Below are 22191 nucleotides of genomic sequence, written 5' to 3'. Positions count from 1 at the left end.
GTCCGCCTTGTCGGCTGGACCACACGCGCCCTCCAGCCCACCCAGTGGCCCCGGATCCGCACACGCACTAATCACTTCCGGCGTCCGAAGGCGGGACGACCATGACCGGGCAGGTGGCCAGGTGCAGGACCTCGGCGCTGACCGAGCCGAGGAAGAGCCGGCGCAGCCCCGTACGGCCATGGCAGCCCACCACCAGCAGGGCCGCTTCCTCCGAAGCGTCGACGAGCGCTCTGGCCGGGCGCTGGTGCACCACCCGCCAGCTGACGGGAACCTGGGGATACCGTGGCACCCGCAGGGCGATCTCCCTTTCGATGAACTCCCGGGCGCCGCTCTCGATCGCGTCCATCTGGGGGATATCGGGTACTACGGTGCCCATCGGCCCGATGGGCAGGGCGCCGGGCAGCGGGGCCGCGTAGAGGAGGTCCAACGAGGCGTCGCGGCGTACGGCCTCCTCGTAGGCCACATCGAGCGCTTCCCGGGACACGTCGCTGATGTCGAGTCCGGTCACGACCAGATTCCGCGGCCGGCCGCCGCCGGCACGGGGCCTGGGGACGAGGACCGGACAGCGGGCGTGCGTGGCCACCTGCCAGCTCACCGAGCCCAGCGGCAGCCGGGGAAACCCGCCGCTGCCCCGGTGTCCCACCACCAGCAGTGAGGCATGCGCGGAGCGCTCCAGCAGGGTCGCGGCGGGGCTCCCGAAGGGCAGTTCTCCCTGGACGGCGAGGCCGGGGAACTCCTCGCGGACCAGCGCCTCGAAGCGGTCCACCACCGCGGCGCCCTCGCGCGCACGCGCTTCCTTCTCCGCCTGGTCCGCCTCGGCCGAGGAGCGCCCGGAGCCGGTCGCCAGCGGCACCGCGTGAAGGATGTGCAGGGCGCAGCCCCGCAACCGGGCCTCCCGGGCCGCCAGCAGCACCAAATCCTGCTGGCCCGGAGCGTCCTCGACACCCACCATGACCGGCTTCACGCGGCATCTGCCTTCCACTGAGAAGCCTTCCCCACGCCCTGCGGCTACCCGTTATCCCGGCCCGGAACCTCCTCAGCGGCCCGGTCGGGGACGCTGCGTCAGCCTGTGTCCACCTGCACGGCCCTGCGGAGCTCATCGGCGACCGCACGGCGGCGCGGCGGGGGCATTTCATGCCGCTGGGCTGCGGCACTACCGGCAGACGGCCGACGCGCTGGCGCAGGCCCGCAACAGCTGGCTGGAGCGCCTGCTCACCCGGCGGGTCGCACTCGACCGAGCCGCCGACGCATTCGAACACCAGAGGGATGACGTGCAGGTGGTCATCGACCTGTAGGCACCCGCCTGCCCCCGCTGCCGTGCCCCCGGCTGGCCGGCGAGAGCCGTGCCCGTGACGTAGGGCGACCATTGCGCCGCAGTGTCCGGCGCACCCCGAACGGCCGCTGGACGCCACGTCGTTGACTGATTAATGACCATGGTGTAGCTCGCGGTGGGCGTGTAAATTCGCGTTTGTGGCTCATGCGACCTGGGAAGCACAGCCGATGACCTTCGACACCACCGGACGAACTCCTCGACGGGTCGCGGTGATTCGACCCGAACACGCGCGACGTCGTGGTGCTGAGCATGCAGTCGGCCCTGCCCCCCAGCCCCGTGTGGCTGTACGCGATCGACGTGCTGCGCCGCGAGCTCGCGCGGACCCACGCCGCTCGCCTGATACCGGGCCCCGCGCCCGTCTTCTCACCGAACCCCACCGCGACACTGCTCGAAGCGGACGCAGTCTTACTCGACGGCGCCATGGCGCTGTACACACTGGTGGCCGAGAAGCTGCCCAAGGCCGCGACGGGGCGCCTGTTCCGGGCTCGTTCCTGCTCGCCAAGGCGGGCCGCACCGCTGTGCTGACCGGTCAGTTCGAGGAATGGCAGATCAGCGGCATGCGCGAGTCGATGGTCGGGCTGAAGACGGGCGCACCCTCCAAGAAGGACGGCGGGCACCCGTACGACCCTCGGCTGCCGTACGAGCCGAGTGACGACCCCGCGTGGGACGCCCAGTTCCCCGGTCATCCGCTGACGAAGGCGCGGGCGTGGGTGCGCACGGTGCGCAAAAGCGCCGTAGTGGCGCGGCAGTTCGCGGCGCTGCCCGCCCTCCGGGCCCGCTGAGGTTCTGGTGCTGGGAATGATGTCGGCCCAGAGCGGCCGTACGGAGGAGGCCGAGAAGTGGCTGCGCGGCGCGGCCGACCAGGGGGATCCCTCGGCCATGTTCAGCCTGGCCAGTCTGGTGGAGCGGGCCGGGCGCCAGGCAGAGGCCGAGCAGTGGTACCGGCGGGCCGCCGACAAGGGCGAACCACGGGCGATGAACAACCTGGGCAACATCCTCCGGGACAGCGACCGCGCCGCGGACGCCGAGCAGTGGTACCGCCGCTCGGCGGAGGCGGGGGAGCCCATGGGCATGCTCAACCTGGGTGAGGTGCTTGAACCTTCCCGCCCGCAGGAAGGCGTGCGGTGGTATCGGCAGGCAGCCGCGAAGGGCTCGGCGAAGCCGCGGCGCATCTGCGCCGGCTGCAACCGGGCGGCCCCGCCGGCCGGCTGCAACCGGGCGGCCCCGCTTGACGACTTCCGCTTACCGGGCCGCCCGGACGGCGGCTGGAAAGGGCGCCCAACCAGGGGGACTCGATGGTGTTCATACGCGCATTCCAGGTGCCCGAAGTGCGACGGCGGCTGTTCGTCACACTGCTCGCCATCACGCTGTTCCGACTCGGCCAGAACGTGCCCCTGCCCGGGGTCGACAGCGCGGCACTGGCGGCCACCGAACCGGCCACCGGTCAACTGCCGGGACTCCTCGACCTGCTCAGCGGCGGCGGACTGGCGAATCTGTCGGTGCTCGCGCTGGGGGTCCTGCCGGTCATCGCCGCGCACTACGTCGTGGGGCTCGGCAGCCTGCTGGTCCCCCGCCTGTGGGCCCTGGCGCCGGCGGACCAGGCCGCTCACGCCAGGCTCGCGCGCTACACCCGGTGCGTCGCCGTCCTGCTGAGCGCGGCGCTCGCCATCGTGGTGGTGAGGATGACGGCCGACGGCCGCCCCCCGCTCGCCGGCGCCTCCTCCGCTGTGGCGGATACGAGCGTCCTGTACGGCACCGACGCCCTCGCGCAGATCACCATGGTGGCCTGCATGGCGGGGGGCACCGCTGTGGTCATGTGGCTGAGCGCGGTCATCACCGACCGCGGACTGGGTGAGGGCCTGTCGGTTCTTCTCCTCGCCCAGGTCGCGGCGGTCTTCCCGCGGCAGGTCTGGGACGCGGCGCGGGAGCCGGGCGGCGGCCCGGCCGGCATGTCGGCTCCGCTGCTCCTCCTGGTCCCCCTGGTCCTCCTGGTCGCCCTGGCGCTCATCACGGCCCTGGTCCTCACCGTCCGCCAGAGCGAGCGGCGGATCCCGGTCCAGTACGCCAAGCGAATGATCGGCCGCCGGGCGTACGGCGGCACACAGACCCATGTTCCGGTCCGCGGCGGCCAGGGCCGGTTCGCCGTGATGATCCCCGCCTCCCTGCTGTTCCTGCTGCCCGCGCCACCGGCTCCCTGGCTCCTGGCGGCGTACACCCTGCTCGTTTTCGGGTACGCGTTCCTCCGCGGGCTCATCGAGTTCGACGCCGACAAGGTCGCGGGGGACTTGCAGCGCAGTGGGGCATTCATCCCCGGTATTCCGCCGGGGCGGCCGACCGCCCAGTACCTCTCCTACATTCAGATGCGCATCGTCGTGGCCGCCGCGCTCGGCATGACGGTGGTCGCACTGATCCCGGTGGCGGCCCTCGCCCTGCCCGGCCTGCACGCGGACGACGCCGCCTTCGGCGTCACCGCCCTCCTGATCGTCGCGCGCGTCACCCTCGACACCGCACTGCCCACCGCCCGGCAGCTCCAGTCCTGGCTGCTGCAATCCGGCTCCGAGCGGTTCCTCCGCTGAGGAAACGCCTCCGCTGTGGGCATGAGTACGCAGCGTCCGCCCAGCCGGCCTCGCTGTCAGCGCCCTGTGTCATGATCCGACATGTCCCATGGGAGTGGGGCCGCGGGGCAATGATGACCAGGGGGTTTGGGGATGGGCACGGATACGGGGTCGGACGGCTCGTCCAGGTCCGACGAGGAGTGGGAGCGGTTTCTGCGCGAGTCGGTGGCGGGTACCGCCGACTCGCCCAAGGAGCCGTCGGCGCGGTCCCGCGAGGTGGCGAAGCGGCTGCGCGCGGAGCCCGGCCGCAGCGCGGAGGGCTGGCGCAGCTACACGCCCGCGCGGCCCAAGCGGCGCACGGGCTGGTACGGGGCCGGGCTGCTGGCCTCGCTGGTGCTGCTGGTGGCGGTGGCTTTCGCGCCGGGGCGGATAGTGGACCTGTTCGCCGGCGCTGACTCCCAGCCGCCGACGGCAGAGACCGCCCGCCCGACCCGGATACACCCGGCAGAGGCGGCCCAACGTCCCACCAGCGACGAGCCGTTCCGCGGTTCGCCGGCGGCGGACTGGGCGAGCGGAGCGGCGGGGATCACCGTGCCGAAGGCCGAGGCGGTCGGCTGGATGAGCGCGGCCGAGGTCGAGCAGGCCCTCACCCGCAGCCGGGACTTCCTCGTCGCGTCCGGTCTGGACCGCGGGGTGCTGCGGGGCGAGTACCCCGAGAAGGCGATCGCACTGGTCAACCCGCACCAGAAGGACGTCCAGGACCTTCTGAAAACCGCTTTCCGAACCCCGGACGAGAAGAACGACCCCCTCCTCCTCTTCAGCCGCTTCCAGCCCTCCCGCACCCACTTGGTCGGCGACGTCGTGAAGACCCGGGGCGGGCTCACCTACCGGGAGGGCGAGCACGGGGCTCTGCAGATCACCGCCGACGTCACCTTCGTCTACCCGGTCACCCGCGCGGAAGTGGGCGGCGACGACGAGATCGTGCGTACGATCGTCCGGCGGGAGCTGGTCCTGAGCTGGGACGACCCCGACAAGGTGATCACCGAGCCGGGCACGTTCTCGATCGTCTCGTACAAGTACGACATGACCAACGGCGGCTGCGGGGCCCCCACGGGCTACCTCACCCCGCCCTTCGGCACGGACCGCCGCGCGGACGCGGCCGGCCCGGAAGTCGACCCGTACGACCGCACCGCGCCGGTCGGCCGGGGTGAGTCCCCCGGGGACAAGTGCGGGAAGGCGACGCGGTCGTGAGGCCGTGTCCGGGCGCTACTCGGTGATGGCGCCCCAACCATGACACGTCGGGATCGGGGGAAGCGCGTGACGGACCGGGAAGCGCCTGAGCATCACCTGGCGGGGTACGCCGAAAATCTGGCCGAGGCCTGCGCCACGGGACGTCGGCTGACCCGCGCCGAACTCGACGCGCGCCGCGCCGAGGGGGAACATGCGGCGGAGAACGGACTCAGCCTCCGCCGGTTGATCCGGGAGCATCTGGCCGCGTCGCAAGAGGTCCTCGCGACGGTCCCCTCCAAGGCGGCGAGTTCCCTCCTGGCCGCGGTCGAGCAGGCGGTGGACGCCTTCGTGGAAGGGTACGAACATGCCCAGCATCAGGCGGTCCGTCAGGAGGAGGCACGATACCGCGAGTTCATCGACGATCTGCTGTACGGACGCAGTGATCTGGGGAGGCTGGCGGAGCGTGCGGAGCGGTTCGGGCTGCGCTTGTCCCAGGCTCATGCCGTCGCCGTGGCCAGTGGCCAGGAACCGTAAGGGGACGGCTATCCGGTGGCCCGCGGCATCGAGTCAGCGGTCCTGACCCGGTTCGCGGGCCGGCAGATCCTGCTGACCACGAAGGACGGCCGGCTGATCTGTGTGGCCCCGGGCGACCAACCGGACGTCTTCGCCTTCTTCGCGAAGCAGGCCTACGCGGCCACCGATGGCGGCAAGGTCGCCATAGGCCGCTCACACGCGGGCGCCGGCGGCGTGGTCCACTCGTACGAGGAGGCCCTCAACGCGCTTGACCTGGCTGAGCGCATGGGCCTGGACGGGCCCGTGCTGCACGCCGCGGACCTGCTGGTCTATCCGGTCCTGACGCGGGACCGGCAGGCGATGGCCGACTTGGTGGAAAGCGTGCTCGGCCCCCTCCGCAACGGGCGCGGCGGCGCCCAGCCCTTCATGGACACCCTCACCGCGTACTTCGACAGCGGTTGTGTGGCGACCGAGGCCGCACGCCGGCTGTCGCTGAGCGTGCGCGCTCTGACCTACCGGCTGGAGCGGATTCACAGCCTGACGGGCGCCGACCCGGCCGACGCGGTGAACCGGTACACACTCCAGACGGCGGTGATCGGCGCCCGCCTGCTGGGCTGGCCCGCCACCGAGGCCTGAGCCGGGGTGTATGGTCGCGCCCCCTACTTCTCGTTCCCGTCAGCTGTCGGCACCAGCTGCGGGGTGCCCTGGTAGATGTCGGGGATGCCGTCCGCGTCGGCGTCGAGGTTCTCCTCCTCGTACAGGCGCTTGTAGACGGTGTTGCGGCGTCGGAGCACTAGGGCCGCGAGGACCGCGGCTGTGACCGAGGCGATGAGGACGGCCGCCTTGACGTGCTCCCCGACCGCTGCGCCGGGGAAGGCGAGTTCGCCGATGAGGAGGGCCACCGTGAAGCCGATCCCGGCCAGGACGGATAGGCCGAGGACGTCGGCCCAGGCCAGGTCGGGGTTGAGTTCCGCTTTCGTGAAGCGGGCGGCGAGGTAGGTGCCGGCGAAGATGCCGAGGACCTTGCCGATCACGAGGCCGAAGACGACTCCGAGCGGTTCGGGGCTGGTGAAGACCTCGGTCAACGCATCGCCGGAGACGGTGACCCCGGCCGCGAAGAGGGCGAAGAGGGGAACCGCGACACCGGCGGAGAAGGGGTGTGTCAGGTGCGCGACGCGGCTTGCCGGTGAGGTCTTCTCACCCTCGTCGCGGGTGGTGCGCAGGATGAGGCCCATGGCGACGCCGGCGACGGTGGCGTGCACGCCCCCGTTGTACATCAGTGCCCAGACGGCGATGCCGAGCGGTACGTACCACCACCAGCCGCGCACGCGGCAGCGCTGCAGGCCGTAGAAGACGACGAGTCCGGCGAAGGCTCCGGCCAGAGCCCAGAGGTTGAGGTCGGCCGTGAAGAAGACGGCGATGATGAGGATCGCGCCCAGATCGTCGACCACGGCGAGCGTGAGCAGGAAAGCCCGCAGGGCGTCGGGCAGGTGCGTGGAGATGACCGCGAGCACGGCCAGGGCGAAGGCGATGTCGGTGGCCATCGGCACCGCCCAGCCGTTCAGGCTGCCGCCGCCGGCCCACGCCGTGGCGGCGTAGAGGCCGGCTGGGACGGCCATGCCGCAGACGGCGGCGATGACCGGGAGGGCAGCGGTGGCGGGGGTGCGGAGCTCGCCGACGACGAGTTCACGTTTGAGCTCGATTCCCGCGACGAGGAAGAAGACGGCGAGGAGGCCGTCAGCGGTCCAGTGCCCCACCGAGAGGTCCAGGCCGAGTGCGGGTATGCCGAAGTGGAACTCTCGGATCGCCTCGTACGCGCCGCTGAAAGGAGTGTTGGCCCAGATCAGTGCGATGACGGCGGCGGTCAGGAGGACCAGTCCGCCTACGGTCTCCGTGCGCAGGGCGGAGGCGATGGCCTGGCGCTCGGGCCAGGGCATGAGGCCGAAGACGATACGCGGGCGCTGGTCACTCATGCGGTGGCCTTCCGGGGGCGTCGGCTGGAAATGGGCGCACAGGCCCAAGGACGCCGACCAGACTTCCCGGCACACCGCGCGTCACGGGATGCCTGCCGTTGACGCGTTCTTTACACCCTATCCCGGGGTACCGGATCCCACCAGAGGGGTTCTCACCTGCTGAAACGCAGATGAGCGGGCTCGTACACACCGCGGCGCGAGGTGTGTATGAGCCCGCTCGGGAGCCGGGGCCGCGGGGGCGGTCAGACGGTGGTCTTCACCGGCTCCGGGTCTTCATCCTCGTTGGCTTCGGTGTCCTGGCCGGCGTCGCGGCGGCGGACGAAGTCGAGGAAGGTATTGAGCTCCCGCTTGACCACGGGGGCCAGCAGGTACAGGCCGATGATGTTGATGACGGCGAGCATGAACAGCACCGCGTCGGCCATGTCGATCAGGGTCTGCAGCGTGAGCAGGGAACCCGCGACCGCGAACAGGGTGTAGAGCACCTTGTAGATCGTCTCACTGGTCTTGGAGCGGCCGAACAGGTGGGACCAGGCCTTGAGACCGTAGTAACCCCAGGTCAGCACGGTGGAGATGGCGAACAGCATGACCGCGATGGTCAGGATGTACGGGAACCAGGGAAGGACCGTGGCGAAGGCGTCGGAGGTGATGGTTACGCCGCCGATGGACTCACCGGCACGGGCCTCGGCCCAGCTGGCCGGGTTGGCGATGACGATCGTCAGGGCGGTCATGGTGCAGATCACGACCGTGTCGATGAACGGCTCCAGCAGTGCTACCAGGCCCTCGCTGGCGGGGTGCTTGGTCTTGACCGCGGAGTGCGCGATCGGGGCGGAGCCCAGACCGGCCTCGTTGGAGAACGCGGCCCGCTTGAAACCGACGATCAGTGCGCCGAGGACACCGCCGGCGACACCCTCGGGGTTGAACGCGCCCTCGAAGATCGTGACGACCGCGGTCGGGAGGGCCGAGACGTTGACCAGGATGACGACCAGGCAGGCGGCGATGTAGATGCCGGCCATGGCCGGGACCAGCCTGCTGGTGACCGAGGCGATGGAGCGGATGCCGCCGAGGAGCACGATGCCGACGAGCGCGGCGATCAGGATGCCGAAGAAGAGGGCGCCCGCGGAGGAGCCGACCATGCCGTCCTCGCCGCCGGTGACCGAGACCAGCTGGGCGTAGGACTGGTTGACCTGGAACAGGTTGCCACCGAAGAGGCCGAAGAAGAGGATCATCGCGGAGGCGAGGACGCCCAGAACCTTGCCCAGATTCAGGCCCTTGGCGCCGAAGCGCTCGGCAAGGCCCTTGGGCAGGTAGTGCATGGGGCCACCGGAGACGGTGCCGTCAGCGTGCACCTCTCGGTACTTCACACCGAGCGTCACCTCGACGAACTTCGTCGCCATGCCCAGCAGGCCGCAGAGGATCATCCAGAACGTCGCGCCCGGGCCGCCGATGGACACGGCTACGGCGACACCGGCGATGTTGCCGAGCCCCACGGTGCCGGAGACGGCCGCGGTCAGCGCCTGGAAGTGGTTGACCTCGCCGGCCGACCCCTTCTCGTCGTACTTGCCGCGCACCACAGCCACCGCGAGGCGGAATTTGCGCACTTGCACCAGGCCGAACCAGCCCGTGAAGACGAGACCGGCGACGACCAGCCAGGCGACGATCAGCGGCAGCTCGGTCCCCGCGACGGGGACCGAGTAGAAGACGACGTCCCCGAGCCACTTGGCTATGGGCTCGAAGAATCCGCTGACGGCTTCGTCTACGGAGGTGGTGATGGTGTCGAGTGACATCAGGCTTTACCTCGATGGCTCAGAACCGGCGCAGTGCGGTGCGGCGGTGTGAGTGCGGGCGGGCATGGAGCGAACGCCGTTGTCCGATCGGCGACCCTGGGCATCGCGGTCCGCGGACTCGGACCGTGATCTCCCTGGCCGTACGAAGCCGGTGCGTGCCGGCGCTCCACGGTCGGCGAGGGGTGGGCCGAGGCGGAGTCGTGCATTCATAGCACGGTCTTTACGTGATCTTTAGTGACCCGCATCACACGGCTGCGGCTCCGTCCTGGAATCCCAAGGGTCGGTGATGCGATCGTTATCCGGATGCGGGGCTCTGCTGAGCGAACGCGGCTGTCTGCTACGCCCCGGTCTGGGCTGTCGGACCGCCGAAGGCCACGGTCGCGCCACGGGTGAACGAGCCGTCACCTTCCCCGACGGAGCGGCGACCGATGCCCGGAGCGTGGGTTCGTGCGTTAAAGCGCCGTAAAGATTGCTGGCGACCGGCAATGCGTGTCGGCCCTCCCGGCTGGAACCATGTCGTTGTCCAGCGAGGACAGCGGTCTGACAGCGGTCTGACAGCGGAGGCGCCCATGGGCTTGTTTCTGAGTCTCGGCATCGCCGGGCTCGCGCTGTTGGCTACCTCATCGATGTTCGACGGGTTCCTCGACGCCGTCGACGGCCCGCTCGACGGCTGGCTGTCCTTTCCGCTGGTCGCGGGCTTCATTTCGATGCTCGGTTTCACGGGGGCGATCGTGCTGGGGTCCACCGGACTGGGAACGGGAGCGGCAGCCGCCGCGGGAGCAGTGGCCGGCTTCGGTGCGGGCTGGCTGGCGTGGCGGCTGAGCCGGGCCCTGTCGCGACACGGGGGCGCAGTCGCCCCACACCAGGACGACCTGCTGGATCCACAGGAACGGTCGTCACCGCCATCCCCGCCGACGGGTACGGCGAGGTCCTGCTCGGGCTGGCCGGCCAGCCCGTGAAGTTCGCCGCGCGGGCTGACGCCCCGCTGGCCCGGGGCGCCGAGATGTGGGTGACGTCCGCGCTGTCCTCCACCTCGGTCACGGTCCGCGCCGTCGAACGCTGACCGGACCCGTTCCTTCAGCACACCAAGCCCAACCGTCATCGATCTGCCTCTTCGGAGGCAGGAGGGGATTTCCGCATGAGCCCAATCGTCATAGCGGTCGTCGGAGTAGTGGTCGTACTCCTCGTTCTGCTCGCCCTCGTGGTGGTCACCCGCTACAAGGTCGCGGGCCCCAGCGAGGCCTTCATCATCACCGGACGGCGCGGCAAGCGCTCCATCGATCCCGAGACGGGGCGGATATCGACGGACAACACCGGCCAGAAGGTCGTGGTCGGCGGCGGGGTATTCGTCGTCCCGTTCGTCCAGCAGCGCTACACCCTCGAACTGTCCAGCCGCCACATCCCGATCGCCGTACGGGGCGCGGTCACCCTGCGCGGTATCAAGGCCAACCTGGAGGGAGTGGCGATCGTCAAGGTCGGCGGGACCGAGGACGCCATCCGCGCCGCCGCCCAGCGGTTCCTGCAGCAGCAGGACGGCATCGTCGGCTTCACCCAGGAGGTCCTGTCCGGCGCGCTGCGCGCCATCGTCGGGCGCATGTCGGTCGAGGACATCATCCGGGACCGCGCCGCGTTCGCCGGGCAGGTCGCAGAGGAGGCCGAGGCCAGCCTGTCCGGGCAAGGCGTGGTCCTGGACGCCTTCCAGATCCAGGACATCACCACCGAGGGCTCGTACCTGGAGGACCTCGGCCGCCCCGAAGCCGCCCGTGCCAGACAGGAGGCCGACATCGCCGAGGCCAACTCGCGCCAGGCCGCCGAGCAGGCCCGTCTGAAGGCCGAGGAAGAAATCGCCGTCGCCCAGCGGACGCTGTACCTGCGCCAGGCCGAGATCAAGGCGGAGACCGACGCGGCGACCGCTGAGGCCAACGCCGCCGGACCTCTGGCCGACGCCGACCGGCAGCAGCAGATCCTCGCCGAGCAGGAGAAGGTCGCCGAACGTCAGGCGGTCCTGACCACCCGCCAGCTCGACACCCAGGTCCGCAAGCCCGCCGATGCCCGCCGCTACCAGGCGGAGCAGGAGGCGGAAGCGCTCCGGGTGGCCCGCGTCAAACAGGCCGAAGCCGAGCGGCTCGCGGCCATCGCCGCCGCCCAGGGTGAAGCCGAACGGGCCCGTCTGACCGGCGAGGGCGAGAAGCAGCGCCGCTCCGCACTCGCCGAGGCCGAGGCCATCGAGGGCGCCAAGCGTGGCGAGGCCGAACGTGCCCGTCGTGCCGCCATCGCCGAGGCGGTACGGCTGGAGGGTGACGCGGAGGCCGTGGCCATCGCGGCCAAGGGCGCCGCCGAGGCGGAGGCCATGCAGAAGAGGGCGGACGCGTTCGCGAACTACGGCGACGCCGCGATGATCCAGATGATGATCGAGGTGCTCCCCCACGTGGTGGGCAAGGCGGCGGAACCGCTGTCCGCCATCGACAAGATGACCGTCATCTCCACCGACGGCGCGAGCAAGCTATCCCGTACCGTCACCGACAACGTCGCCCAGGGCATGGAGCTCCTCTCCTCCACCACCGGCGTCGACCTCGCCCAGCTGCTGGGAAGCCTCACCGCCGGGAGAACATCCGCCATGCCCGGCGCGACCGCACCGAACAGCAAGATCGAAATCGCCCAGTAGGGCCTGGCGTCAAAGCAGCTTTGCCAGCAGGGACTTGGACGAGAGGGCCTGGCTGCTCACGCGTCCCTTGGCCGCCTGCCGGGAGGCAGGTAGCCGAGGTGTGAGCAAGCGGAAACCACGTTCACCGCGAGGAGAGCGAAAGTGCATCCTTTGGGCGTGACTTCAACCTACGGAGAGCCGCAACAGGCGGACCGCCAAGGCGGGATGGTCGTATGCGGCGACGACGGTCTCGCTCGCCGACTGGCCGCCGAGCTGCGTGATGTGTACCGGGAGCACGTGACCCTTGTCGCACCCCCCGTCAGCGAGGGCGGGGCCGGATCCACCGCCAGGTGGGCCGGCGGAGGACTGTTCGGGCTGCTGGGACGGATTCCTGCCGTGCGGGCGGCCCCGGCCGACGGGCAGGAGGCAGCAGCAGGGGAACGCGTATTGGAGGCGGAAGGGCCCACAGAGGAGGTACTCACCGCCGCGGGAGTGGCCCGAGCCGCAGCACTGGCACTCGTCTATGAGGACGACGACACCAACCTGCGCGCCGCTCTGACGGCGCGACGGCTCAACCCACGCCTGCGCCTGGTCATCCGGCTCTACAATCGCAAACTCGGCCAGCGTCTGGAAGAACTTCTGGACCAGGCCGCGATCGTCGCGGAACCGGGCATCGACCTGCGGGTCCTCGACTCGTCGACGACCGTGCTGTCGGACGCCGACACCGCCGCGCCCGCCCTGGCCGCCACAGCAGTCGCAGGCACCAGCAAGATCGTGCAGGCTGACGGCCTGCTGCTGCGGGCGGTGGAACGCACACCCCCGGAGCCTGGACAGACGGCCGACCCCGGCCTGTGCACACTGGCATTGCTCTCGGCGACGACCAGCGATCCAGCAGGCCACGAGGGATCAGAGCTCAGCGGGGACCAGGGCCCGCAACTACTGCCCGATGACCGTGCGGTAGCCGCCGCGACAGGACGGGGGACCGTGGCCCTGGAAGCGGTGTCCCACACAGGACCCGCGCCGGCCACGTCCCGGCTGGGCTCCGCCGCACTGCCCGTCGGATCCCTCTTCTCAAGGCGGCTGCGCTGGTCGCTGGCCGGCATCGTGGCGGCCGTCACCGCCATCGCCGTGGCCTCATGGCAGATGACAGGCGATCACCCTCTGCACGCGGCCTACATCACCCTCCTGGACATCTTCGCGATCAACGATCCAGCGGTGGAGGAGCCTCCGCAGCGCCAGGTCCTGCAGATCCTCGCGGGCTTCGTCGGCCTCCTCCTGCTGCCCGTCCTGGTGGCGGCCGCACTGGAAGCGCTGGGAGCCTTCCGCACGGCGACGGCCCTTCGGCGGCCCCCGCGCGGCCTGTCCGGGCACGTGGTGCTGCTCGGCCTCGGCAAGATCGGGACCCGCGTCCTGGTACGGCTCCACGAGCTGCGGATCCCGGTGGTGTGTGTCGAGAGCGACCCCGAGGCCCGCGGACTGGCCCTCGCACGCCGTCTGCGGGTACCCGTCGTCCTGGGCGACGTCACCGAAGAAGGCGTACTGGAGACCGCCCGCATCCACCGGGCCCACGCACTGCTCGCTCTAACCAGCTCCGATACGACCAACATGGAGGCCGCGCTCTACGCCCGCTCGATCAACGCCGACGTACGCGCAGCCCTGCGCCTATACGACGACAGATTCGCCACCGCCGTATACCGGACACTGCGAGCCGCGCACCCCACCGCTCTCACCCGCAGCCGCAGCGTCACCCACCTCGCCGCTCCCGCGTTCGCCGGAGCGATGATGGGACGGCAGATCCTGGGCGCCATTCCCGTTGAGCGCCGCGTCCTGCTCTTCGCCGCCGTCGATGTAGCGGGCCACCCTCAATTCGAAGGCCGGACCATCACAGAATCCTTCCGTGCCGGAGCCTGGCGCGTGATCGCCATCGACACCGCCACGCCCCAGGAACGCCGGCCTGATCTTGCCTCCTCCACCGGTGAGGGCAGCAGCCCACACCCCGCTCTGATCTGGGACCTCCACCCCGGCTACGTGCTCCGGCCGCAGGATCGCGTCGTCCTGGCCGCCACCCGCCGAGGTCTCGCCGAACTCCTCGACCACCGGGCCTCCCGCGCCACCGGCCATCCGGGCGGCGTCCACCGCTGAGGAGTTCCGCCCCGCCTCCGTGGGGAAAGCAACCAGGAAGCCGTCCACTTCATCGAGACCGGCCCGATCAGCGAACGCGACCGCGCCATGATCTGCCACCTCGACTCCGAGCGCCTGCTCCGCCTCTGATGGCTCCGACGCACCTCCGACGCCCCGCTTTGCCAGAGGATCAAGCAGCTGGAGCTCCCAGCCGGTCGCCGTGCCCGGGGTCTGATTCCGCGAGTGCCGTCGTGGCAGCCTCACTCCGAGCTCGGGGAGGGCGGCTGGCCCCACGGAGTTTCCAGCGTCGCCCGCAGGGCATCGACCGCCTTCCGGCCGATCCGCTCGGCGAGCTGTACTTCCAGCCGGTCAAGGATGATGCCGGCCTGGCGGTGTGCGCGTTCTCCTTCACGGGTACGGCGAATCAATCGCTGTCGGGCGGAGGCGGGGTCCGGGACTTGTTCGAGCAGCCCGATGGCGACGAGGCCATGCACGGCCTGGTGCGCGGTCTGCCGTGTGACGCCCATGCGCCGGGCCAGCTCGGAGACCGTGGTGCCCTGGTCGTCCAGCACGGCGAAGAGCTGGGCCTGCGTCGGGGAAACCGGTGTGGCTCCGGCTGCTTCCAGGGCCGCCTGTAGTCCTTCTTCGAACCAGCGCCGGGCGTTGCCGAGCAACTGGGGGAGGTTACGGCGGGTGGTCTGCATCTGTTCCTCACCATGCGGCCTGGCCGGGCTCGTAACCGTGCTTGATCACCGAACCCTCTCATGTCAGGCTACCTGACATGAGAGACGGAATCCGATCATTGGAGAACACATGACCATCGAGTACGCCACCCGCTACCGGCAGGCGTCACGGATACCCGCGGAACCGGGCAAGCCCTACTTCATCGAGAAGGGAGAGGGGGACCGCGCCCATCTGTTCGGCGACCTGATCACCGTCTACGCCGGCGGTGAGCAGACCGAGAACACCTTCAACTTCTTCACCGTCGAAGGCCCCAAAGGCGACCTCATCCCGGCCCACGTGCACACCGACACCCACGAGGTCTTCTACATCACCCATGGCGCGGTCCGGCTGTTCGTCGAGGATACCGAGGGCAACCAGCAGGAAAAGCTGCTCACGCCCGGCGACTTCGGCTTCGTACCCAAGAACTCCCGGCATGCCTACCGCATGGAGCGCCACCACAGCCAGGTCGTCGGCGTCGCCGCCGGCCCTGGAGGCACCTTCGAGCGGTTCTTCGAGAACCTCGGCGCCCCTACCGAGCATCTCGGCCTGCCGCATCAGCCGGTCGTCCCCGCACCCCGCCAGTTCGCCAGTGTCCCGGAGCAGTACGACGTACGCTTCCTGCCCGACCACCAGTGGCGGACCCGATGACGGCAACCGGGCCCTCGCCGCGGGAACCGATCGCCGCGCCCCACCCCGCCGGTCACGGCCGTCACCGCAATCCGACCCGCAATGACCGCCTGTTCCCCAGCCGGCCCCCAACGGGGCCATAAACGATCAAGGGGCCGTTTCAGATTGCTCTGAAACGGCCCCTGACCTACGACTCTCACGAGTCGGGACGACAGGATTTGAACCTGCGACCCCTTGACCCCCAGTCAAGTGCGCTACCAAGCTGCGCCACGTCCCGATGCCCGCTGACCTGGGGTTTCCCCTGGTTGAACGCGCAGGAGAACAATACCGCACTTCCAGGGGTGGTCGCGCGCGGCTTTCCCGGTCGGGTCTGCGCGGCCGTCGGCTCTTGACCTCAACTCCGCTTGAGGTCGCAGGGTGGGTGCATGACGCAGGCAGCCGCGGACACAGCGTTCCGCTACGAGGATCTGAGCCGCCTCATCGCGCTCATGACAGGGGCCGAGAAGCACGGGCCCGCCGCCAGCTCCACGCTCGACGTGCTGTGGGTGCTCTACGACCAGGTGCTGCGGGTGGGGCCCGCCGCCGCCGACGACATGGGGAGGGACCGGTTCCTGCTGTCCAAGGGGCACGGGCCGATGGCCTACTACGCCGTCCTCGCCGCGAAGGGGTTCTTCCCCGTCGGCTGGCTGAGTGGCTTCGGCTCGTACGGTTCGCCCCTCGGCCATCACCCCGACCGCACCCTCATCCCCGGCGTGGAGATCGGCAGCGGCTCGCTCGGGCACGGGCTGCCGCTCGCGGTCGGCAGCGCGCTCGGGCTGCGGGCCCAAGGGCTGATCGACCCGGCCGTGTGGGTGCTGATCGGGGACGCGGAGCTGGACGAAGGCAGCAACCACGAGGCACTCGCCTACGCGGGCGCCGCCCGGCTGGACCGGCTGCACACGGTGGTGATCGACAACGATTCCGCGACCCACGGCTGGCCCGGCGGGATCGCCTCCCGCTTCGAGGCGGCCGGCTGGTCGGCGGTCACCGTGGACGGCCGGGACCACAGCGCGCTGCTCGCCGCATTCACCGCACCGCATCCGGGTCGGCCGCACGCCGTGGTCGCCCGCGTCGAGAAGAAGCAGTAGGGGGCAGGGAAAACATGGACACCATGCGGGAACGGTTCGTCTCGGTCACGTCGCGCCTGCTCGATGAGGATCACCGGCTGGCGGTCGTGCTGGCGGAGATCACCATGGACGGGTTCCGCCCCGCCCAGCGGCGCCACCCGGAGCGGGTGATCAACGTGGGGATCCGGGAACAGCTGCTCGTCGGCGTGGGCGGCGGCCTGGCTCTCACCGGTCTGCGGCCGGTCGTCCACACCTTCGCCAGCTTCCTGGTGGAGCGGCCGTTCGAGCAGGTCAAGCTGGACTTCGGACACCAGGGCACCGGCGGCGTCCTGGTCAGCGCGAGCGCCAGCTACGACTGGCCGTCCGGCGGCTACACGCACATGGCGCCCGGCGATGTGGCGCTGCTGGACACGCTCGACGGCTGGACGGTCCACGTCCCGGGTCACCCGGACGAGGCCGAGGCGCTGCTCCGCCACGCCTACGCCGCCGGGGACGACAAGGTGTACGTCCGGCTCTCCGAGCAGTCGAACACCGCGCCGCGACCGGTGGACGGCTCGCGCTTCCAGACCGTACGGGAGGGCCGCGCGGGCGTGGTGGTCGCCGTCGGGCCGCTGCTCGACAACGTCCTGGCCGCGACCGAGGGGCTGGACGTGACGGTGCTGTACGCCTCCACCGTCCGCCCCTTCGACGACACGGCGCTCCGCGAGGCGGTCGGCCGCGGCGCGCCCGACGTGGTCCTCGTGGAGCCCTACCTCGCCGGCACCTCCACGGCCCCGGCCGGCCGCGCCCTGGCGCAGGTGCGACACCGGGTCCTGGGGCTCGGCGTGGCCCGGGCCGAGCTCCGCCGCTACGGCACCATCGAGGAGCACACCTCCGCCCACGGCCTCGACCCGCGCTCGCTCCACGAGCGGATCAGCGCCTTCCTCCGCCCCTCCTCGCGCTGACGACGGCCCCCGGGTCACGGTGCCGCCTGGGCCGTCTAGCCGGCCCCGCCTCCGGCCAGCTCCGGGTGGGCGGCGGACAGCCGTTTCGGAGCCGCCTGCAGCCAGGAGTCCGTCAGGATCGCCCGCAGCTCGTCCTCGTCACGCACCACCGCCAGGCGGACCCGGATCCAGGCATGGCTGTCGTCGTGGCCCTCGCGTATGAAGAACTTCTCCGGCTCTGCCGTGATCAGCTCGGCCCGGTCCTCCTTGGGGCACTTCACCCCGATCGAGGCATCGTCGTCGGCGAGCGACGCGAAGATCTTCCCGCTCACGCGGAAGGTCGGCATGCCCCAGGCCTGCTTTTCGCTGCTGTCCGGGAGCGACAGCGCGATCGTACGGACGTCCTCTGCGGTTGTGGCCATCCCCGAGCCCCCTCTTCAGCCACCGGTGAATCCTCGTCCCACGACCGTAGCCCGCGCCACTGACAATCGCCGCCGGGCCGGGGGCGGCCGGGGCGACGGCGATCCGGGCACCCGCGCACCCGCGCACCCGCGCCTGGGCCTGCTCCGCGCTCAGCCGCGTCGGTCCTCCCGCTCGTGGAGCAGCTCCACCAGCTCCGCCGCCAGCCCCTTGACGGTGGCCAGGCCCTCCGTCCCCCACCGCCTCGGTATCACGTCCACCGCGCACACGGTCCCCAGGACGATCCCCCGCCGGTCCGTCAGCGGCGCGCCGATGTACGAGCGCACGCCGTTCCCGTCGACCACCGCGTTGCCCGCGAAGCGCGCGAAGTCCCGTACGTCCTCCAGGACCAGCGCCCGCCGCCGCACCACCACATGGGGGCAGTACCCGTGGTCCCGGGCCAGCACGCGCGCCGGGTAGCCGTTCGCCGGGACCTGCGGCGCGCGGTGCAGTCCGGCGAAGAACTGCCGTTCCTCACCGATGAAGTTGACCCCGGCGTAGGGCGCGGCCAGGACCTCCGCGACGCGCTGCGCGAAGGCGTCCAGTTCCGCGTCCGTCCGCTCCCCCAGGCCCAGTTCGCGCAGCCGGACGACTCGCTCGGGCGCCTCCCGGTCCACCGGTGTGAGCAGCAGGTGTCCGGTCGATTCGTAGTACCTCACGGCGGTTCCCCCGGTTCCGAAGACTAAGAGGATGAAGACGACGAAGACGTGGATGTGTTCAGCAGATGGCGGACGAGGGCGGCCAGCGTCCCCGTCGCCGAGCTGCTCAGCCGCGCGTCGCACCGTACGACGGGCACGCCCGGCCCGAGCCCCACCGCGGCGCGCACCTCGTCGGGCGTGTAGCGGTGGGCGTCGTCGAACTCGTTGACGGCGAGGATGAAGCCGATGCCGCGCCGCTCGAAGAAGTCCACGGCGGGAAAGCAGTCGGCGAGGCGGCGGGTGTCGGTGAGCACGACGGCGCCGAGCGCGCCCACGCACATCTCCTCCCACAGGAACCAGAAGCGGTGCTGCCCGGGCGTACCGAAGAGGTAGAGCACGTGACGCTCGTCCAGCGTGATCCGGCCGAAGTCGAGTGCGACGGTCGTCGCCGTCTTCGCCTCGACCCCGTCCAACGCGTCGGCGGACTCGCTCAGTCCGCTCAGCAGTTCCTCCGTGCTCAGCGGTTCGATCTCGCTCACCGCGCCCACGAAGGTGGTCTTGCCCGCGCCGAATCCGCCCGCGACCAGGATCTTCAGCGTCGTCGGCGGAGGCACGGCCGCGCCGCCGCCGGCTGCGGTCCCGGCTGCGGTCCCGGCAGCGGCAGCAGCGGCCCCGGCAGCGGCGTCACAGTCGTTTACGCAGACCATCGAGCACCGCCCGCAGAAGGGACTGGTCGTCGGTGGCGACCCGGCCGCCGCCGCCGGGAAAGCACGGGGCCTGCGCCGTGACGGCCCCGTGTTCCATCAAGTCGGACAGCAGTACCTTCACCACCACCGCCGGCAGCCGCAGTTGCCCGGCCACCTCGGCGACCGTGACCGCCGCGGCGCCCGCGCACATCCGCAGCGCCAGGGTGTGCTCGGTGCCGAGCGGGACACGCGGCCGTACCCCGGTCGCGGACAGCAGGGAGAGCAGGTCGAGCGCGACGCCCGGCCTGGTCCGGCCCCCGCTGGCCGTGTACGGGCGCATCACCCGGCCCGCCGACTCGTCGAGCCACGGTGTGTCCCGCCCCGCCCCCTTCCCGTACGCCCCCGTCGTGCGGCCCTGCGTCCTGGATGCCCCCGAAGCACATGCCCCCGCCCCGCCCTCCCTCATCGCTCCGGATCGGCGACGGGCCGCCGCGGCGGGGCCGCCAGGTACGGACGTACGCTCTTGACCAGCATCGCCATCTCGTAGCCGAGCACCCCGGCGTCGGCCTCGCGGTCGGCGAGCACCGCCAGGCAGGTCCCGGATCCGGCCGCCGAGACGAAGACGAGTGCCGTGTCGAGTTCGACCACCACCTGCCGGACCTCCGCGCCCTCCGCGAACCGCGATCCGGCGCTGCGCCCCAGCGAGTACAGCCCCGCCGCCAGCGCCGCCATGTGATCGGCGCTGTCCGCGTCCAGCCCGTGCACGCACGTCACCAGTCCGTCGGCCGTGAGGAGTACGGCGCTGCGCGTGTACGGGACGCGCTGCACGAGGCCGCTGAGCAGCCAGTCGAGATCCGAGAGCCGGCCGCCCCCGGTCTTCGTCGCCACTTCGCCGCCCATGGGGGTGCGCTCCTTGCTGAGGTGAGAGGTCGGACCCAGCGGGGTCAACGGGCTCATCGGGGTCATGGGGGTCACGGGGGTCATGGGGGTTGTCATCGGGCTCATCCCTGCTTCTCCGACTGGGCGAGGCCGAAGCCCCGTTGGAAGGCGGCCATCAGGCCCGGGTCGTGCACGGGAAGCTCGGCGGCATCGGCCCGCCGCGGGGCGGGGGCCTTCCGCAACTGGGCGGCGAGGTGCTCCTGGGCCCGGCGCCGTGGCAGCGGCGGCCGGCCGTCCCCCGCGGCGCGCGCGGCGGGTACGGTCGGGCGCGCCGGCCCGGTCGGCACCTCCCGAAGGGCATGGGAAGGCCCGGGCGGAGGCTGGGCCGGCGAGGGCTCCGGTGCCTCGGGCCGGCGTTCCGGTTCCCAGGCCCCGGTCGCCTCCGCCTCCTCCGGTTGGTCCCCCCAGGCACGTGGCCCCGGCGCCCAGGCCGGTACGGCCGGCCCGCCCCCGGGCGCCTCCGGCCGTGGCAGGGTCATCCGTACGGGCTCCAGGGGCGGCATCACCGTGCCCTCGCCGGTCCCCCACGAGGTGGCCCGGGAGCCGCCCGCGGCGTCGGCCGCGCTCGGCGCCTCCGCGCCCAGCAGTTCCTGCGGCAGGACGAGGACGGCCAGAACGCCGCCGTAGATGTTGGACTTGAGCTCGACGGCGATCCCGTGCCGGCGGGCCAGCGCCGAGACGACGAAGAGACCGATCCGCCCGTCGGCCAGCAGATGCCGGACGCTGAACTGCTCGGGATCGCCGAGCAGGGCGTTCATCCGGTGCTGTTCCTCGGCCGGCATGCCCAGCCCGCGGTCCTCGACCTCGACCGCGATCCCGGCGGTGACCCGCTCGGCGCGCAGCACCACATCGGTGTCCGGGGCGGAGAACACCGTGGCGTTCTCCACCAGTTCGGCCAGCAGGTGCACCACGTCGGCGACGGCGTGGCCGCGGACGCTGCCGCCCGCCGGCGGCACCACCTTGACGCGTGTGTACTGCTCCACCTCGGCGACCGCGGAGCGGAGCACTTCGCTCAGGTCGATGGGCCGGGTCCACTGGCGGCGGGAGGCGGCGCCGCCGAGCACCGCGAGGTTCTCCGCGTGCCGGCGGATGCGGGTGGCGAGGTGGTCGACGTGGAAGAGCTCCTTGAGGAGGTCCGGATCCTCGACCGTGTCTTCCAGGCCGTCGAGCAGGGAGATCTCGCGGTGCACGAGGGACTGCAGGCGGCGCGCGAGGTTGACGAAGACCTCCACCTTGCGGTCGCTGTCGGACGGGGTGGCCGGGCCGGCCAGCCGTACGAGGGTCGCGTGTGCCTGCTCGCGGGCGCCACGCAGTTCCTGGGAGAGCAGCCAGAACTCGTCCACCCCGGCCGGGTCGGTGCCGGGCGGGGGCGCGCTGGGGCCGCCGCGCAGCGGGCGGGACGGGGTTTCGCCGCGCTCCAGCCGGTCGGCGGCGGCCCGCAGCTCCTGGCGGCCGCGCGCGCTGGAGCGGCGCAGCGCTTCGCACCGGTCCCGGACGGCCTTGGCCGCGCGCTGCGCTCCGAGCAGGGCGGCGGCGAGCGCGCCGACGACGAGGAAGGCGCAGCCGGCGAGCACCGGCCACAGCCGGGCGTCGCGCTCGTCCGCTCCCCCGCCGAGCTGCAGGGTGAAGATCACCGCGGCGGCCCCGCTGAGCCCGGCGGCGAGGGTGGGCAGCACCGCGGCGCGCAGCAGTTGGGGGCGTATCTGCCGGCTGGGACCGGTGACGGCGTTTCTCGACGGGGCGTGGCGGGCGGCGCGGAGTCCGGACATCGGCGTCCTCGGTACGTGGGGCCCGGCTCCCAGTGGTTCCCGGAGCCGGTGTTGATCACCGGATACCCACGCTAGACCTCACGCTCACGCCGTGGACGGGCAGTTGGGGAAGTTCGCCGGAGTGCTTCCCGCTCCCGACGGAGCGCTCGTACGGCAGCCCGAATGCGC

The 22191-nt window shown here is 71.2% G+C and carries 20 protein-coding genes, 1 tRNA gene and 3 pseudogenes; 13 read left to right on the top strand and 11 right to left on the bottom strand.

Annotated features, from left to right (window positions below; all coding sequences use genetic code 11):
- Nucleotides 1-67 precede the first annotated feature (67 nt).
- Nucleotides 68-964 carry a universal stress protein gene (locus ACWDX7_RS10850; protein ID WP_451490130.1) on the bottom strand — a complete coding sequence of 299 codons (897 nt, stop codon included), beginning with the start codon at nucleotides 962-964 and terminating at the stop codon, nucleotides 68-70.
- Here ACWDX7_RS10850 and ACWDX7_RS10845 point away from each other — a divergent pair.
- The 7 genes and pseudogenes from ACWDX7_RS10845 (at nucleotide 864) to ACWDX7_RS10815 (ending at nucleotide 6267) form a co-directional block, all read left to right on the top strand.
- Nucleotides 864-1295, top strand: a complete 432-nt coding sequence (locus ACWDX7_RS10845) for a hypothetical protein (protein ID WP_451490129.1) — start codon at nucleotides 864-866, stop codon at nucleotides 1293-1295. The two genes, ACWDX7_RS10850 and ACWDX7_RS10845, sit on opposite strands and share 101 nt — an antisense overlap.
- A gap of 275 nt (nucleotides 1296-1570) precedes the next feature.
- Nucleotides 1571-1858 carry a hypothetical protein gene (locus ACWDX7_RS10840; RefSeq protein ID WP_451490128.1) on the top strand — a complete coding sequence of 96 codons (288 nt, stop codon included), beginning with the start codon at nucleotides 1571-1573 and terminating at the stop codon, nucleotides 1856-1858.
- Nucleotides 1852-2115, top strand: coding sequence for a hypothetical protein (locus ACWDX7_RS10835; RefSeq protein WP_451490127.1), 264 nt, complete (start codon nucleotides 1852-1854; stop codon nucleotides 2113-2115). Before ACWDX7_RS10840 ends, ACWDX7_RS10835 begins: the two co-directional genes overlap by 7 nt.
- Nucleotides 2116-2131: 16 nt before the next feature.
- Nucleotides 2132-2374: pseudogene (locus ACWDX7_RS10830) on the top strand (tetratricopeptide repeat protein); the annotation flags it as partial.
- A gap of 254 nt (nucleotides 2375-2628) precedes the next feature.
- Nucleotides 2629-3909 (top strand): preprotein translocase subunit SecY, encoded by a 1281-nt coding sequence (locus ACWDX7_RS10825; protein WP_451490126.1) that lies wholly within the window; start codon nucleotides 2629-2631, stop codon nucleotides 3907-3909.
- A gap of 132 nt (nucleotides 3910-4041) precedes the next feature.
- Entirely contained in the window at nucleotides 4042-5139 is a 1098-nt protein-coding gene (locus ACWDX7_RS10820; protein ID WP_451490125.1) for a hypothetical protein, read from the top strand.
- A 66-nt stretch (nucleotides 5140-5205) separates the two neighbouring features.
- Nucleotides 5206-6267: pseudogene (locus ACWDX7_RS10815) on the top strand (PucR family transcriptional regulator).
- Between the two features lie 23 nt (nucleotides 6268-6290).
- Here the strand turns inward: ACWDX7_RS10815 and nhaA are convergent.
- Nucleotides 6291-7604 (bottom strand): Na+/H+ antiporter NhaA, encoded by a 1314-nt coding sequence (gene nhaA / locus ACWDX7_RS10810; protein ID WP_451490124.1) that lies wholly within the window; start codon nucleotides 7602-7604, stop codon nucleotides 6291-6293.
- A gap of 242 nt (nucleotides 7605-7846) precedes the next feature.
- Nucleotides 7847-9388: an alanine/glycine:cation symporter family protein gene (locus ACWDX7_RS10805; protein WP_451490123.1), complete on the bottom strand. Its 1542-nt coding sequence runs from the start codon at nucleotides 9386-9388 to the stop codon at nucleotides 7847-7849.
- Between the two features lie 569 nt (nucleotides 9389-9957).
- Here ACWDX7_RS10805 and ACWDX7_RS10800 point away from each other — a divergent pair.
- From ACWDX7_RS10800 to ACWDX7_RS10790, 3 genes and pseudogenes are all read left to right on the top strand, one after another.
- Nucleotides 9958-10451: pseudogene (locus tag ACWDX7_RS10800) on the top strand (hypothetical protein).
- A gap of 75 nt (nucleotides 10452-10526) precedes the next feature.
- Nucleotides 10527-12053 (top strand): SPFH domain-containing protein, encoded by a 1527-nt coding sequence (locus ACWDX7_RS10795; protein WP_451490122.1) that lies wholly within the window; start codon nucleotides 10527-10529, stop codon nucleotides 12051-12053.
- 204 nt (nucleotides 12054-12257) lie between these two features.
- Nucleotides 12258-14174 (top strand): potassium channel family protein, encoded by a 1917-nt coding sequence (locus tag ACWDX7_RS10790; protein ID WP_451490227.1) that lies wholly within the window; start codon nucleotides 12258-12260, stop codon nucleotides 14172-14174.
- Nucleotides 14175-14413: 239 nt separating this feature from the next.
- On the opposite strand, the gene ACWDX7_RS10785 is transcribed toward ACWDX7_RS10790, so the two are convergent.
- Nucleotides 14414-14857 carry a MarR family winged helix-turn-helix transcriptional regulator gene (locus tag ACWDX7_RS10785; RefSeq protein ID WP_451490121.1) on the bottom strand — a complete coding sequence of 148 codons (444 nt, stop codon included), beginning with the start codon at nucleotides 14855-14857 and terminating at the stop codon, nucleotides 14414-14416.
- A 109-nt stretch (nucleotides 14858-14966) separates the two neighbouring features.
- On the opposite strand from ACWDX7_RS10785, the gene ACWDX7_RS10780 reads away from it, so the two are divergent.
- Nucleotides 14967-15524, top strand: coding sequence for a quercetin 2,3-dioxygenase (locus ACWDX7_RS10780; protein WP_451490120.1), 558 nt, complete (start codon nucleotides 14967-14969; stop codon nucleotides 15522-15524).
- A 182-nt stretch (nucleotides 15525-15706) separates the two neighbouring features.
- Here the strand turns inward: ACWDX7_RS10780 and ACWDX7_RS10775 are convergent.
- Nucleotides 15707-15780 (bottom strand) — tRNA-Pro (locus ACWDX7_RS10775).
- Nucleotides 15781-15928: 148 nt separating this feature from the next.
- On the opposite strand from ACWDX7_RS10775, the gene ACWDX7_RS10770 reads away from it, so the two are divergent.
- Together ACWDX7_RS10770 and ACWDX7_RS10765 are read left to right on the top strand one after the other, a co-directional pair.
- Nucleotides 15929-16630 (top strand): transketolase, encoded by a 702-nt coding sequence (locus ACWDX7_RS10770; RefSeq protein WP_451490119.1) that lies wholly within the window; start codon nucleotides 15929-15931, stop codon nucleotides 16628-16630.
- A 14-nt stretch (nucleotides 16631-16644) separates the two neighbouring features.
- Nucleotides 16645-17553: a transketolase family protein gene (locus tag ACWDX7_RS10765; protein ID WP_451490118.1), complete on the top strand. Its 909-nt coding sequence runs from the start codon at nucleotides 16645-16647 to the stop codon at nucleotides 17551-17553.
- Nucleotides 17554-17588: 35 nt separating this feature from the next.
- Here ACWDX7_RS10765 and ACWDX7_RS10760 read toward each other — a convergent pair whose 3' ends face one another.
- From ACWDX7_RS10760 to ACWDX7_RS10735, 6 genes are all read right to left on the bottom strand, one after another.
- Nucleotides 17589-17954 carry an MmcQ/YjbR family DNA-binding protein gene (locus tag ACWDX7_RS10760; RefSeq protein WP_451490117.1) on the bottom strand — a complete coding sequence of 122 codons (366 nt, stop codon included), beginning with the start codon at nucleotides 17952-17954 and terminating at the stop codon, nucleotides 17589-17591.
- 150 nt (nucleotides 17955-18104) lie between these two features.
- Entirely contained in the window at nucleotides 18105-18650 is a 546-nt protein-coding gene (locus tag ACWDX7_RS10755; RefSeq protein ID WP_451490116.1) for a GAF domain-containing protein, read from the bottom strand.
- Between the two features lie 23 nt (nucleotides 18651-18673).
- A complete protein-coding gene (locus tag ACWDX7_RS10750; protein ID WP_451490115.1) occupies nucleotides 18674-19336 on the bottom strand; it encodes a GTP-binding protein in 663 nt (220 codons plus the stop codon).
- Nucleotides 19314-19655: a DUF742 domain-containing protein gene (locus ACWDX7_RS10745; protein WP_451490114.1), complete on the bottom strand. Its 342-nt coding sequence runs from the start codon at nucleotides 19653-19655 to the stop codon at nucleotides 19314-19316. Before ACWDX7_RS10745 ends, ACWDX7_RS10750 begins: the two co-directional genes overlap by 23 nt.
- 122 nt (nucleotides 19656-19777) lie before the next feature.
- A complete protein-coding gene (locus ACWDX7_RS10740) occupies nucleotides 19778-20215 on the bottom strand; it encodes a roadblock/LC7 domain-containing protein (protein WP_451490226.1) in 438 nt (145 codons plus the stop codon).
- Nucleotides 20216-20316: 101 nt separating this feature from the next.
- Complete coding sequence (locus ACWDX7_RS10735; RefSeq protein WP_451490113.1) at nucleotides 20317-22023, bottom strand: ATP-binding protein; 1707 nt, start codon at nucleotides 22021-22023, stop codon at nucleotides 20317-20319.
- Between the last annotated feature and the right edge of the window lie 168 nt (nucleotides 22024-22191).

This window comes from Streptomyces sp. NPDC003034 (assembly GCF_053591375.1).
Note: the sequence above shows the minus strand (reverse complement) of the source record. Positions and strands in the feature narration are given on the sequence as shown.

What these genes read in the sequence shown, in the direction of transcription:
- ACWDX7_RS10845 (WP_451490129.1), top strand. Translation starts at nt 864, where the DNA reads ATGTGCAGGGCGCAGCCCCGCAACCGGGCCTCCCGGGCCGCCAGCAGC.
- ACWDX7_RS10825 (WP_451490126.1), top strand. Translation starts at nt 2,629, where the DNA reads ATGGTGTTCATACGCGCATTCCAGGTGCCCGAAGTGCGACGGCGGCTG.
- ACWDX7_RS10820 (WP_451490125.1), top strand. Translation starts at nt 4,042, where the DNA reads ATGGGCACGGATACGGGGTCGGACGGCTCGTCCAGGTCCGACGAGGAG.
- nhaA (WP_451490124.1), bottom strand. Translation starts at nt 7,604, where the DNA reads ATGAGTGACCAGCGCCCGCGTATCGTCTTCGGCCTCATGCCCTGGCCC.
- ACWDX7_RS10805 (WP_451490123.1), bottom strand. Translation starts at nt 9,388, where the DNA reads ATGTCACTCGACACCATCACCACCTCCGTAGACGAAGCCGTCAGCGGA.
- ACWDX7_RS10795 (WP_451490122.1), top strand. Translation starts at nt 10,527, where the DNA reads ATGAGCCCAATCGTCATAGCGGTCGTCGGAGTAGTGGTCGTACTCCTC.
- ACWDX7_RS10790 (WP_451490227.1), top strand. Translation starts at nt 12,258, where the DNA reads ATGGTCGTATGCGGCGACGACGGTCTCGCTCGCCGACTGGCCGCCGAG.
- ACWDX7_RS10785 (WP_451490121.1), bottom strand. Translation starts at nt 14,857, where the DNA reads ATGCAGACCACCCGCCGTAACCTCCCCCAGTTGCTCGGCAACGCCCGG.
- ACWDX7_RS10780 (WP_451490120.1), top strand. Translation starts at nt 14,967, where the DNA reads ATGACCATCGAGTACGCCACCCGCTACCGGCAGGCGTCACGGATACCC.
- ACWDX7_RS10770 (WP_451490119.1), top strand. Translation starts at nt 15,929, where the DNA reads ATGACGCAGGCAGCCGCGGACACAGCGTTCCGCTACGAGGATCTGAGC.
- ACWDX7_RS10765 (WP_451490118.1), top strand. Translation starts at nt 16,645, where the DNA reads ATGGACACCATGCGGGAACGGTTCGTCTCGGTCACGTCGCGCCTGCTC.
- ACWDX7_RS10760 (WP_451490117.1), bottom strand. Translation starts at nt 17,954, where the DNA reads ATGGCCACAACCGCAGAGGACGTCCGTACGATCGCGCTGTCGCTCCCG.
- ACWDX7_RS10750 (WP_451490115.1), bottom strand. Translation starts at nt 19,336, where the DNA reads ATGGTCTGCGTAAACGACTGTGACGCCGCTGCCGGGGCCGCTGCTGCC.
- ACWDX7_RS10745 (WP_451490114.1), bottom strand. Translation starts at nt 19,655, where the DNA reads ATGCGCCCGTACACGGCCAGCGGGGGCCGGACCAGGCCGGGCGTCGCG.
- ACWDX7_RS10740 (WP_451490226.1), bottom strand. Translation starts at nt 20,215, where the DNA reads ATGGGCGGCGAAGTGGCGACGAAGACCGGGGGCGGCCGGCTCTCGGAT.
- ACWDX7_RS10735 (WP_451490113.1), bottom strand. Translation starts at nt 22,023, where the DNA reads ATGTCCGGACTCCGCGCCGCCCGCCACGCCCCGTCGAGAAACGCCGTC.